This window comes from Mesorhizobium sp. P2_F5, assembly GCF_056403715.1.
In genome coordinates, this window is sequence record NZ_JBFUEY010000037.1 from 1 (window position 1) to 12,895 (window position 12,895).

General features: G+C 65.6%; 10 protein-coding genes and 1 pseudogene. 7 read left to right on the forward strand and 4 right to left on the reverse strand.

What is annotated here, in order from left to right:
- Nucleotides 1-149: pseudogene (locus tag AC1DYO_RS30330) on the forward strand (IS481 family transposase); the annotation flags it as partial.
- Nucleotides 150-246: 97 nt separating this feature from the next.
- Here AC1DYO_RS30330 and AC1DYO_RS30335 read toward each other — a convergent pair.
- On the reverse strand, nucleotides 247-1,257 hold the full coding sequence (locus AC1DYO_RS30335; RefSeq protein WP_477268109.1) for an NAD(P)H-dependent glycerol-3-phosphate dehydrogenase: 1,011 nt from the start codon (nucleotides 1,255-1,257) through the stop codon (nucleotides 247-249).
- A complete protein-coding gene (tsaD, locus tag AC1DYO_RS30340; RefSeq protein WP_477268224.1) occupies nucleotides 1,254-2,339 on the reverse strand; it encodes a tRNA (adenosine(37)-N6)-threonylcarbamoyltransferase complex transferase subunit TsaD in 1,086 nt (361 codons plus the stop codon). Before tsaD ends, AC1DYO_RS30335 begins: the two co-directional genes overlap by 4 nt.
- Nucleotides 2,340-2,459: 120 nt before the next feature.
- On the opposite strand from tsaD, the gene hemC reads away from it, so the two are divergent.
- The 6 genes from hemC to AC1DYO_RS30370 all read left to right on the forward strand — a co-directional run bounded on the left by hemC (nucleotide 2,460) and on the right by AC1DYO_RS30370 (nucleotide 8,525).
- Complete coding sequence (gene hemC, locus AC1DYO_RS30345) at nucleotides 2,460-3,383, forward strand: hydroxymethylbilane synthase (protein WP_477268111.1); 924 nt, start codon at nucleotides 2,460-2,462, stop codon at nucleotides 3,381-3,383.
- A gap of 1 nt (nucleotide 3,384) precedes the next feature.
- Entirely contained in the window at nucleotides 3,385-4,098 is a 714-nt protein-coding gene (locus AC1DYO_RS30350; RefSeq protein ID WP_477268113.1) for a uroporphyrinogen-III synthase, read from the forward strand.
- Nucleotides 4,099-4,210: 112 nt separating this feature from the next.
- Entirely contained in the window at nucleotides 4,211-5,674 is a 1,464-nt protein-coding gene (locus AC1DYO_RS30355; RefSeq protein ID WP_477268115.1) for a COG4223 family protein, read from the forward strand.
- A 10-nt stretch (nucleotides 5,675-5,684) separates the two neighbouring features.
- The gene (locus tag AC1DYO_RS30360) at nucleotides 5,685-7,292 is read left to right on the forward strand and encodes a heme biosynthesis HemY N-terminal domain-containing protein (RefSeq protein WP_477268117.1); all 1,608 of its coding nucleotides are present in this window, start codon (nucleotides 5,685-5,687) and stop codon (nucleotides 7,290-7,292) included.
- Between the two features lie 22 nt (nucleotides 7,293-7,314).
- Nucleotides 7,315-7,794 carry a tellurite resistance TerB family protein gene (locus AC1DYO_RS30365; protein ID WP_477268118.1) on the forward strand — a complete coding sequence of 160 codons (480 nt, stop codon included), beginning with the start codon at nucleotides 7,315-7,317 and terminating at the stop codon, nucleotides 7,792-7,794.
- A gap of 14 nt (nucleotides 7,795-7,808) precedes the next feature.
- Nucleotides 7,809-8,525, forward strand: a complete 717-nt coding sequence (locus tag AC1DYO_RS30370) for a glutamine amidotransferase (protein WP_477268120.1) — start codon at nucleotides 7,809-7,811, stop codon at nucleotides 8,523-8,525.
- A gap of 39 nt (nucleotides 8,526-8,564) precedes the next feature.
- On the opposite strand, the gene AC1DYO_RS30375 is transcribed toward AC1DYO_RS30370, so the two are convergent.
- The gene (locus AC1DYO_RS30375; RefSeq protein ID WP_477268122.1) at nucleotides 8,565-11,768 is read right to left on the reverse strand and encodes an efflux RND transporter permease subunit; all 3,204 of its coding nucleotides are present in this window, start codon (nucleotides 11,766-11,768) and stop codon (nucleotides 8,565-8,567) included.
- Entirely contained in the window at nucleotides 11,765-12,871 is a 1,107-nt protein-coding gene (locus AC1DYO_RS30380) for an efflux RND transporter periplasmic adaptor subunit (protein WP_477268226.1), read from the reverse strand. The genes AC1DYO_RS30375 and AC1DYO_RS30380 overlap by 4 nt, the downstream gene beginning before the upstream one ends.
- Nucleotides 12,872-12,895 lie beyond the last annotated feature (24 nt).

A 12,895-nucleotide genomic window follows, 5' to 3' on the forward strand; every position in this document is an offset into this window, starting at 1 on the left:
CCGACTTCGTCGCTGCCTACAACTTCGCCCGCAGGCTCAAGACCCTCAAAGGCCTCACGCCCTACGAGTTCATTTGCAAGGCATGGGCTGCACAGCCAGAACGCTTCAAGCTTGATCCGCTCCAGCAAATGCCGGGACTAAACAACTAGAGCGTTTCCCCGTTTCACGGAAACGGCGAACCGCTCTAGCCCTTTGTTTTTACGCAATTCCGGACGGAAAACCGCGCACACTTTTCCTGGAATTGCTCTAGATATCGGTTTCGGTCTTCAGTGGCCGGGTCATCAATGCCGTCACAGCCTGCCGAATGGTGATCGTGCCATCCAGTATCGCCGACACTGCCGCGATGATCGGGGCGTCGATGTCGCGCTCGGTGGTGATGCGGGCGGCGATTGCCGCTGTCGGCACGCCTTCGGCCAGCGGCAGGCCGGCCAGGGGTTTGCCTTGTCCCAAGGCCAAGCCGTAGGCGAAATTGCGCGATTGGGCGGACGAGCAAGTGAGCAGCAAATCGCCGAGGCCGGAAAGCCCCATCAGCGTTTCCGGCCTGGCGCCGAAGGACGCACCGATGCGGCGCAGTTCGACGAAGCCGCGCGTCACCATGGCGGCCTGTGCGCTGGCGCCGAGCCCGGCGCCGGTGACCGCACCGGCGGCGATGGCAAAGACATTCTTCAAGGCGCCGCCGATTTCGACGCCGATCAAATCGTCGCTGGAATAGCAGCGCAGGTTTTGCGCCGAAAAGCGGCCGGCAAGCTCGGCCGCCAAGGCATCGTCGCGGGCGGCGACCACGACAGCGGTCGGCAGACCCCTGGCGACATCGGTGGCAAAGCTCGGACCGGACAGGGCCGCGACCGGAGCGCCCGGCAGGATGTCCGCGACGATTGCCGACAGCAGCGCGCCGGTGTCGCGTTCGATACCCTTGGCGCAGAGAACCAGCGGGACGCCTTGCGGCATATGGGGCTTTGCCGTCGTCAGCATGGCGCGCAGCGCTTGCGCCGGCGCTACCGCCAGCACGCAATCGGCGTCGTCAAGGGCTGTGGCGATATCGCTGGTCGCCACGATGCCGGGCTCGATGGCGATGCCGGGGAGATAACGCGGGTTCTCGCCGCGGCGGATCGCGGAAACCGTTTCTTCATCGCGGGCGTAGAGCCTGACATCGTGACCGGCGCGCAGTATGGCTAGCGCCAGCGCGGTGCCCCAGGCGCCGCCGCCGAGCACGGCGACGCGCCAGCCGGTCTTATCTGTTGTCTTGCTGGCGCTCATGCTTTCGCTCCGCGCCGGCCGGAGCCGACCATTGGCGCCGAAATGCCGTCCAGCGGCCAGCGCGAGCGCGGCACGAAATCGAAGCCGTTTTCCTCGGCCATGCCCGCCCGCCATCGCTCGATGCCTGCCCAGGCGATCATCGCTGCATTGTCGGTGCATAGTTTCAGCGGCGGCGCGACAAAGGCGAAGCCGGCCTCGGCGCACTGCTTCTGCAGCGTCGCCTTGATCGTGCTGTTGGCGGCGACGCCGCCGGCAACGACCAGGGAGGGCGTGGCCTTATCCGGAAACTCCTGGCGGAAGCGGGCAAGCGCGCGTGAAACGCGGTCGCCCAGCGCATCGGCCACCGCCGCCTGGAACGAGGCGCAGATGTCGGCGACGTCCTGCTCGCTCAGCGGCTGGATGGCTGTTGCGGCCTGGCGTACGGCGGTCTTGAGGCCGGAGAAGGAGAAATCAGGCTGCGCCGAGCCTTTCATCGGCCGTGGAAAGGCAAAGCGCGTCGCATCGCCCGTGGCCGCAGCTTTCTCGACATTCGGACCGCCGGGATAGGGCAGGCCAAGCATTTTCGCCGTCTTGTCGAAAGCTTCGCCGAGCGCATCGTCGATGGTGGTCGCCCAGCGCTGGTAGTCGCCGACGCCGCGCACGGCGACGATCTGGGTGTGACCACCGGAGACCAGTAGCAGCAGATACGGAAAGTCGAGCCCGTCGGTCAGCCTTGCGGTCAGCGCGTGGCCTTCGAGATGGTTGATGGCGATCAGCGGCTTGCCGGCCGCCGCGGCAATCGCCTTGGCCGTCATCAGGCCGACGATCAGCCCGCCGACCAGGCCGGGGCCGGCGGTGGCGGCAATGGCGTCAATGTCGGCAAGCGTTGTGCCCGAATCGGCAAGGGCTGCCTCGACAATGCCGTCCAGCGCCTCGACATGGGCGCGCGCGGCAATCTCCGGCACGACGCCGCCAAAGGCGGCATGCTCCTCGATCTGGCTGAGCACGATGTTGGACGAAATCACCGGCGCGGAAGCGCCATCCAGCGTCACCACGCTGGCGGCGGTCTCGTCACAACTCGTCTCAATGCCCAGAACGCGGATCAATTCGTCGCTGTCTCCAGAGATTGTGTCGCCGGACTTTCCTAGTTAGTAGAGGCGGGCCTCGTTAGGGAGAGTGCCGGAAACGCAAAGCTAGCCGGGGGTTATCACGGACCGCGCGCCATGCAAACTTTGAAAATCGGAACACGCGGCAGCCCGCTGGCCTTGGCGCAGGCGCATGAAACGCAAGCGCGGCTGATGGAAGCGCACGGCATGCCGGCGGAAGCGTTCGAGGTCGTCGTCATCTCGACCAGCGGCGACCGCATCCAGGACCGGCCGCTGTCGGAAGCCGGCGGCAAGGGGCTGTTCACCAAGGAGATTGAAGAGGCGCTGCTGGCCGGCACGATCGACATCGCCGTCCATTCCTCCAAGGACATGCCGACGGTGCTGCCGGATGGGCTTGAGCTTTCCGCCTTCCTGCCGCGTGAGGATGCGCGCGATGCCTTTATCGGCAAGGCGGCGAAAAGGATCATCGACCTGCCGCAGGGCGCCAAGGTCGGCTCGTCATCGCTGCGGCGCCAGGCGCTGATCCGGCGCATGCGGCCGGACCTCGATGTCGTGATGTTCCGCGGCAATGTGCAGACCAGGCTGCGTAAACTGGAAGAAGGCGTCGCCGAAGGCACTATCCTCGCCCATGCCGGGCTGAAACGGCTCGGGCTCGGCCACGTCATTACCGATCTGATGCCGCTCGATGCCTTTCCGCCGGCGCCGGGGCAAGGCGCGATCGGCATCGAGACCCGCATTGGCGACAGCAAGGTCGAAAAGATGCTGGTGGCCATCCACGACGTGCCAACGGGCCAGGCGCTGGCCTGCGAGCGCGCCTTCCTGGCGGCGCTCGACGGCTCTTGCCGCACGCCGATCGCCGGCTATGCGACCGTAGCGGGCGGAAAATTGGTTTTCGCCGGGCTGATCATTTCGCCCGATGGCACGCAATCGCATGAGGTCAAGGCCGAAGGCCTGGCGCTGGATGCCGCTGACATCGGCACGGACGCTGCCAGGATGGTACGGGTCAAGGCCGGCGAAACCTTCTTCGACGGCTGGGTCTGACATGCGTGTCCTGGTGACGCGGCCACAACCCGGGGCATCGCGTACCATGCGACGGCTGCAGGAGCTGGGATTTGAGCCGATTCTTTTGCCATTGACCGAAACGGTGGCGCTGCCAGTCGCTGCAAACGCCGAAGGCGACAACGTCGCGGCTGTTGCAATCACCAGCGCCAATGCCGTTCGCCATGCGCCGAAAGAGCTCATCGCCGCGCTTGCTGCCTTGCCTTGCCACGCCGTCGGCCACAGGACGGCTGAAGCGGCGCGTGCGGCAGGGTTTTTGTCGGTCAGTGAGGGGCCGGGCGACGCCGATAAGCTTGCGGAAGCGATTGGCGCCGGCCTTTCCGGCAAGGCGATCGTCTATCTCTGCGGGCTTGTGCGGTTTCCGGCCTTCGAGACGCGGCTGCGGGAGGCCGGGGTCGAGGTCCGCCCCATCGAGACCTATGATACGATTTCGCTCGACTATTCCGACGATGAAATCCGTACGCGCCTGTCCGATCAGGCGGTCAATGCGGTGCTGCTCTATTCAGCCAAGGCGGCGGCGGCGTTGCACGCCTTGGCCAACCGTGCGGAACTGCGCGATCTCTTTGAAACCACGCGAATTTTTGCCCTGTCCGAGCGCATCGCATCGTCGCTTGGCGGTGGCGCCGGCAAAAAAATTCAGGTTGCGCGGGAACCGCGGGAGGAGGCGCTGCTTGAGCTGTTGCGTGACGGCGACTGAGCCCCGTGTCATCACGCCGCCCCTTTTCACCTGATGATGATGTGCTAGACCACTTTTCAAACCATCACGCGCCATCGGGCGCCCAGACGAAGCAGGATTGCGGAGCCCAGGCATGGTCAAGACGCCGAAGATGCGACATTCGAAAAATCGCCGCGAGCCGGTGACCATCGAACTCGAGCCCGGCGCCGTCTCGCGCATTGTCGACGCGGATGCCGCCAATGCGGATGAAGTCGAGGCCCCGGCCGATTCGGTTACGGCCGAGGAAGCGGCTACCATGGCCGATGCGCAGGCGGAGACGCCTGACGAGCCCGTTCATGCCGACCAGGCCGATCTCGAGCCGTGGGAGCATTCCGACGCTGCCGCGCCGGAGAGCGATGCCAAAGCGTCCGCCCAAGCCGAGCAGCCTTATCCCGCCGCCTCGGACGCGCCACCGCGCGCCAGGACCTCCGATTACAGTTTCGAGGATGCCTCGCCCAAGCCGAGTGCACCTAAGGAAACGCCAAAGACAGCCGGGAACCAGCCCATGGCAGCGCAGCCGAAGCGCACGAGCGGTATTGCTGCCGGCATCATTGGCGGTGTCATTGCGCTGGCCGCCGCCGGCGGGCTACAGTTTGCCGGCGTACTCGGCACTCCGGGGTCGGGCGGTGGCGCGGTCTCGCTCGACGGCGTCAATGGCGAGATCGCCTCGCTGAAGAGCGAAATCGCCGACCTCAGGGAAGCCGGCGGCAATGGCAATGCGGCGGCCAAGGTCGACGGGCTGTCGTCGGCGCTGGATCAGGTGAAAGCCGATGTCGCATCGCTGAAATCGGCGGTCGAAAAAGGCGGCGCCGGCGACAATGCCGGGCTTGCCGCGCTTGGCGACAAGGTCAAGCAGATAGAGACGGCCGTCGCCGCCCTCGGCCAGGCTGGCAGCACGGCGCCGGTCGATCTCGCGCCGCTCAACGAAAAGCTTTCGAGTCTCGATGCGCTGGTGAAATCGGCCGACGAGGCGGCCAAGGCGCAGGAAGGCAAGATCGCTGCACTTGAACAGTCGGTGACGCAGCTCTCCGGCAAGGTCGATGCGCAGGCCTCGCAGCCGAAGATCGCAATGGCCATCGCCGCTTCGGCCCTGAAGGCGGCGCTCGACCGCGGCGCGCCGTTCGCCGCCGAGTTGGAGACGTTCGCGGCGATCTCGCCCGATGCGCCGCAGATTGCAGCGCTGCGTCCCTATGCCGAAAAGGGCGTACCGACCCGCACCGAAATCGCCGGCGAGGCCGATGCTGCCGCCAATGCGATGGTCGCTGCCGCGACGCCGGTCGACGAAAATGCCGGCTTCTTCCAGAACCTTTTGTCGAGCGCCGAATCGCTGGTCAAGGTGCGGCCGATCGGCGCCGTCGAAGGCGCCGGCGCGCCCGAAACCGTGGCGCGCATGGAGGTGGCGGTCAATCAGGGCGATTACGCCAAGGCGCTCAGCGAATATGCGACGCTTCCGGATGCGGTCAAGGCGGCGGGCGTCGACTTTGCCGGCAAACTGAAGGCACGCATCGAGGTCGAGACGCAGGTCGACGCGCTGATTGCGGGCGCGATGAAGGCATGAGGACGACACGATGATCCGCATTCTCATCTTCCTCGCCGCCGTCTTCGCGCTCGGCCTCGGCTTTGCCTGGCTGGCCGACCGGCCCGGCGAGATGGTCGTCACCTTCAACGGCTACCTGTATCAGGTCAGCCTGATGGTGGCGGCGGTGGCCATCGTTGCCGTCGTCGCCGCGGTGATGATCGTCTGGTGGTTGATCAAGTCGCTGTGGAACAGCCCCTACACGATCTCGCGCTATTTTCGCGTGCGCCGCCGCGACCGCGGCTACCAGGCGCTGTCGACCGGCATGATCGCCGCCGGCGCCGGCGACGGCGCACTGGCGCGCAAGAAGACCAAGGAAGCGGCCAAGCTGATCCGCTCGGACCAGGAACCGCTGATCCATCTGCTCGAGGCGCAGGCCTCGCTGCTCGAAGGCGACCATGAGGGCGCGCGCGAAAAGTTCGAGGCCATGCTCGACGATCCCGAAATGCGGCTGCTCGGCCTGCGCGGGCTCTATCTCGAAGCCGAACGGCTCGGCGACCGCAACGCGGCGCGCCACTATGCCGGCCGCGCCGCTGCCGTGGCGCCGCAACTGGCCTGGGCCGCGGAATCGACGCTGGAGGACCTGACCGGGCGCGGCGACTGGGACGGCGCGCTGAAGCTGGTCGAGGCGCAGAAGTCGACGCGGCAAATCGAGCGCGATGCCGCCAACCGCCGCCGCGCCGTGCTTTTGACCGCCAAGGCGCAGGCGCTGACCGACAGCGATCCCAACGCGGCCAAGACAGCCGCGCTCGAGGCCAACAAGCTGGCGCCCGATTTTGCACCTGCCGCGGTTGCGGCCGCGAACCTGCTGTTCAAGCAGAATGATGTTCGCAAGGGCTCGAAGATTCTCGAAGCGGCGTGGAAGGCCGAGCCGCATCCGGAAATATCGGAGCTCTACACCCATGCAAGGCCGGGCGATGCGGTGGTTGACCGCCTCAACCGGGCGAAGAAGCTGCAGGAGCTGAAGCGCAACAACGCCGAATCGTCGATGACGGTGGCGCGCGCCGCGCTCGACGCGCAGGATTTTTCCACCGCCCGCCGCGAGGCGGAAGCGGCGATCCGCATGGATCGCCGGGAAGGCGCTTACCTGCTTCTGGCAGACATCGAGGAGGCCGAGACCGGCGACCAGGGCAAGATCAGGCAATTGCTGTCCAAGGCCGTCAGGGCGCCGCGCGATCCGGCCTGGGTCGCCGACGGCGTCGTCTCCGAACGCTGGGCTCCGGTGTCGCCGGTCAGCGGCAAGCTCGACGCCTTCGCCTGGCGCGCGCCGATGGAACGGCTCGGCCAGCTCATCGACAGCCATGAGGAAACGCCGGCGGCCAAAGTGCCGGTGCTTGAGGCACCCGCCAAGCCGGCAAAGGAAGCCGAGGTGATCGACCATCCGGCCCTAGCCAAGACGATCAGCGAGGCGCCGACCGAGCCGAAGCCTGCTATGGGCGACGACCATGTCACGCCGATCACCGCCGCTGCATTCGCCGCGGTGCCGACGGATGCCGAGCCCGTCGAGCCTGCCGAAGAACTGACACGACTGCCGGATGATCCCGGCGTCGACCCTGAAGACGAAGCAGAGAAATCACCGCGCCGGTTCCGCCTGTTCTAATCCCTGACCTGATGTGAGCACCATGTTCGAACGCGTTCTGGCCTTTCTGAAAGACCTGCCCTCCGGGGCCGGGGCTCGCGCCAATGCGGACGATCCGCGCGTCGCCGCGTCGGCTTTGCTCTATCATGTGATGAACGCCGATGGCGTGCGCCAGGATGTCGAGTGGGAGCGGTTCAAGCAGGTGCTGGCTGAGAGCTATTCGATCAGCGGCGACGAGCTCGATGCGCTGGCTGCCGCCGGCGAGCGCGCCGACAATGAGGCGATCGATCTCTATGCCTTCACCAGCGTGCTGAAGCGTCACCTCGACGCCGATGCGCGCAAGGCTTTCATCGGCCTGATGTGGGAAATCGTCTATGCCGACGGCGAATTGCATGAGCTGGAGGACAACACCGTCTGGCGCGTCGCCGAACTGATTGGCGTCGAACGCCGCGATCGTGTCGAGGCGCGCCGCAAAGCGGCGGCTGAAGCGCCCGGCGCCAGCGGAACGTCGAGCGACGAATAGGATCCCGCCTTCCCATGCCGCCCAGACCGAGTTCGAAGCCAAAGATCCTGATCGTGCTGCATCAGGAAAATTCGAGCCCCGGTCGCGTCGGCCACATGCTGCTCGAAGAGGGTTTTGATCTCGACATCCGCCGACCGCCGCTGGGCGACAGCCTGCCGGAAACGCTCGAGGGGCATGCCGGCGCCGTGGTGTTCGGCGGGCCGATGAGCGCAAATGACGAGGACGAATTCGTCCGCCGCGAGACCAACTGGCTGAACGTACCGCTGCGCGAGAACAGGCCCTTCCTTGGCATCTGCCTTGGCGCGCAAATGCTGGCCAACCATCTCGGTGGCAAGGTCGAGGGGCATGGCGAGGGGCTGGTCGAGATCGGCTGGTATCCGCTGAAGCCGACCGAAGCCGGCAAAAAGCTGATGCACTGGCCCGACATGGTCTACCAGTTCCACCGTGAAGGCTTTTCCCTGCCCGGGGATGCGACCCTGCTGGCGACCGCCGAAACCTACCCCAACCAGGCCTTTCGCTATGGCGACAATGCCTGGGGCATCCAGTTCCATGGTGAGCTGACAAGGTTGATGATGCAGCGCTGGGTGGTGCGCGGCGCGCACCGTTTCGAACTACCCGGCGCGCAGCCCGGCCGCGATCATCTCGGCGGCCGGCTGATCTGGGACATGCACCTCAAGCGCTGGCTGAGCGAATTCCTGGGCCTGATCTTCGGCAAGCCGGCTGCGGGATAGAATAAGATCCCATTACCCCGACGCCGCGAATTCGTGACCCTACTCGGCGGCCGTCTCCGGTGGCGCCTCTGCCGGCGCCGAAGGCTCGGCCTCTGCACGGGGCTTGCGCCGTGAAACCAGCGACCTGAGCGTGACGTAGAACACCGGCGTCAGGAACAGGCCGACGAAGGTGACGCCGAGCATGCCGGAGAACACCGCGGTGCCGAGCGACTGGCGCATTTCCGCGCCCGGGCCGGTTGCGATCATCAGCGGCACGACGCCGAGGATGAACGCGAAGGCGGTCATCAGGATCGGCCGCAGCCTGAGCCGGCAGGCTTCGACGGCAGCCTCGGCGACCGACAGGCCGCGTTCTTGCGCCTGCCGCGCGAATTCGACGATCAGGATCGCGTTCTTGGCGGCAAGCCCGATCAGCACGATGAGGCCGATCTGCACGAGGATGTTGTTGTCCAGCCCTCGCAAAGACACGCCGAGCAACGCCGCGAGCACGCCGAGCGGCACCACCAGCACAATGGCGAACGGCAGCACCCAGCTTTCATATTGCGCCGCCAGCGCCAGGAACACGAACAGCACCGACAGTCCGAAGATATAGACAGCGGCATTGCCGGTGTTGCGTTCCTGATAGGCGAGCTCGGTCCATTCATAGGAGGTACCGGCCGGCAGTGTCTTTGCCGTGATCCCTTCCATCAATGCCAGCGCGTCGCCCGTGGAAACGCCGGGCGCGGCGTTGCCCTGCAGCGGCACCGAGACGTACATGTTGTAGCGCTGGACCAGCGCCGGGCCGGTGACGTCGCGGATCTCGATCAACGTGCCGAGCGGAACCAGCGCGCCGGTCGCCGAGCGCACCTTCAGTTTCAAGATGTCGGCGCGATCGAGGCGGAACGCCTGGTCGGCCTGCGCGCGCACCTGGTAGACGCGCCCGAAAGCGTTGAAGTCGTTGACGTAGGCGGTGCCCAAATTGATCGACAGCGTCTCGAAGATGTTGGGGATCGGCACGTTCAGGATGCGCGCCTTGTCGCGATCGATCGCCAGGAAGAATTGCGGGCTCGACGCGGAGAACGTGGTGAACACGCCCGTCAGCCCCGGCGTCTTGTTGGCCTTGCCGGCGATTTCGTAGGCAAGCGCCAGGATCTGCCGCATGTCGGCGCTGTTGCGCTCCTGGATCTGCAGCTTGAAGCCGCCGGCATTGCCGACGCCGCGGATCGGCGGCGGCGGCAGTGCGATAATGAAGGCTTCCTTGATGCTTTGCAGGCTGCCGAACAGATTGCCGATGACCTGGGTCGCCGACTGGCCGGCTTTCAGCCGCTCGTCAAACGGCTTGAACCTGGCGAAGATCACGCCCGCGTTGCTGGCGTTGGTGAAGGTCGCGCCGGAGAAGCCGGCGAAGGCGACTGCGTAGTCGACGCCTGGCGTTTTCTGGATGATCTGCGACGCCTGCTGGATGACCGCATCGGTCCTCGACAGCGAGGCGCCGTCCGGCAACTGGATGACGACGATCGCATAGCCCTGGTCGAGCGACGGAATGAAACCGCGCGGCACCGTCTGCACCATGTAGACCGTGGCGCAGATGAGAGCCACGAAAACGGCCAGCATGGCGGCGATCGTTATCCGCGAGCCGACCAGCACGCGGATGATGCTCGAATACCAGTGGGCGAGCCTGTCGAAGCCGCGATTGAAGCCGTCGGCGAGCGCCCGTCCGAACCGCGCCAGGAAAAAGCGCGGCGGCGCCGCCGCGGCGTGGTGCGGCTTGAACAGCAGTGCGGCCAGCGCCGGCGAAAGCGTCAGCGAATTGAATGCCGAGATCGCCGTCGACACCGCGATGGTGATCGCAAACTGCAGGTAGAACTGCCCGGAAATGCCGGGGATGAAGGCCGTCGGTACGAACACGGCTATCAGCACCAGCGAGATCGCGATGACGGCCGTTCCGACTTCGTCCATGGTCAGGTGCGACGCCGGATTGGGCGCCAGCCCTCTGGCGATATTGCGCTCGACGTTTTCGACCACGACGATCGCATCGTCGACGACGATGCCGATCGCCAGAACGAGGCCGAACAGCGTCAGCATGTTGAGCGAGAAGCCGGCGGCGTAAAGCACCGCCAGCGTGCCGATCAGCGACACGGGGATCGCCACGATCGGCACGATCGCCATGCGCCACGATTGCAGGAAGACGATGATGACGATGATGACCAGCACCATCGCCTCGAGGATCGTCTTGTAGACCTCCTGGATCGACTCGGCGACGAACTCGGTCGGATTGTAGACGATGTCGTAGCTCAACCCCTTCGGGAAATCCTGGGACAGCTCCTTCATCTTGTCCTGGATCTCGGCGGCTGCGGCGAGCGCATTGGTGCCCGGCCGCTGGAAGATGGCGAGCGCCACCGCCGGTTTGCCGTTGAGATAGGAGTTGGTGACGTAATCCTTGGCGCCGAGCTCGATGCGCGCCACGTCCTGAAGCTGGATCAGGCGGCCGTCCTCGGTCGATTTGACGATCACGTATCGAAAGTCGCGCGCGTCGTTGAAGCGGCCTTGCGTGGTGACCGTGTACTGGAACGCCGTGCCCATGTTGGTCGGCGGCGCGCCGATCGAGCCGCCCGACACCTGGACGTTCTGGTCGCGCAGCGCCTGCACCACATCGCCCGAGGTCATCCCCAGGGCGGACAGTTTTTCCGGATCGAGCCAGATGCGCAGCGAATATTCGCGTTCGCCGAAGATGATGAGGTCGCCGACGCCGTCCAACCTGAGCAGTATGTCGCGCACCCGCGAGCGGGCGTAGTTCGAGACGTAGAGCTGGTCGTAGGTATTGTCGGGCGACAGCATGTGCACGACCATCATCAGGTCGGGCGAGCTCTTGGTGGTGGTGATGCCGAGGCGGCGGACTTCTTCGGGCAGGCGCGGCTCGGCGACCGACACGCGGTTCTGCACCAGCACCTGCGCCTGGTCGAGATCGGTGCCCAGCTTGAAGGTGATGGTCAGCGCCATCGCCCCGTCGCCCGACGAATAGGACGACATGTAGAGCATGCCCTCGACGCCGTTGATCTCCTGCTCGATCGGCGTTGCCACCGTCGCTGCGACCGTCTCGGCGTCGGCGCCCGGATATTGCGCGCGAACGACGATGGTCGGCGGCGCGATCTCGGGATATTGGGCGACCGGCAGCTGGGTATAGGCAATCCCGCCGAGGATCAGCAGGACGATCGAAACGACCGATGCGAAGATCGGACGGTCGACGAAGAAATGTGCGAACCTCATTGCTGCAACCCGGCGGTCTCGACCTTGGGCGGCAACGTCACCATCTCGACCTTCACCTTGGTGCCGGGCCTGGCGTGCATCAGCCCGTTGACGATGATCGTCTCGTCGCCGGTCAGGCCCTGGCGGATCACCCGGTAGCCGTCGAGGAGGGGGCCGGTGCGCACGGGCTTCGCCGACACCATCCCGGCCTCATCCACCAGCAACACGATGCGGCGATCCTGATCGGCGCCGATCGCCTCGTCGGGCACCAGCACGCCGCTATGCGGCAGCGACCCCGGCACGTTGATGCGCCCGAACATGCCTGGCTGGAGAACGCCGTCGGCGTTGGGAAACGTTGCACGCACCCGCATGGTGCCGGTCGCGTTGTCGATCCGGTTCTCGGCAAAATCGAGCTTGCCTTTGAATACCGCCTCCGCGCGGTCGGCGACGTGAACCGCCACCTCGAGCCCGCCGGCACCTTCCTGCATGCTGCCGCCGCGCTCCTTCGCGTCGCGGGCGTAGCTGAAATACAGGCGCTCATCGACGTCGAAATAGAAGTCGATCGGATCGCGCGTAACGATGGTCGTCAGCAAGGTGGAATCCGGCTGCACGAGGTTGCCGACCGACACCAGCCGGCGGTCGATGCGGCCGGACAAGGGTGCCTTGATCTCGGTGAATTCCATGTTCAGGCTGGCCGTCGTCAGCGCAGCCGTCGCGCCCTGCATCTGCGCCTGCGCCGAAAGGTATTCCCGCCGGCGGTCGTCGACCGTCGCGGTTGAGATATTGCCGGTCTTGGCAAGTTCGTCGGCGCGATCCAGCTGCATCTTGGAGAATTCGAGCAGTGACTTGGCGACGTCCACTTGCGACTTGGCGGCATCATAAGCCGCCTGGTACGGACGCTGGTCGATGGTGAAGAGCAGGTCGCCCTTGTTGACCAGTGCACCGTCCTGGAAGCTGACCTTGTCCAGATAGCCGCTGACGCGCGAACGGATGGCGACCTGGTCGACGGCTTCGAAGCGCCCGACGAACTCGTCGTCTTCAACGATTTCGCGCACCACCGGCTTGGCCGCCGTCACCACGGGCAGCTGCTGGTCCTGCGCAAATGCGGTGCTGCTGAAAGCCATGCCGAGCAGGAATGCCGCCGACAC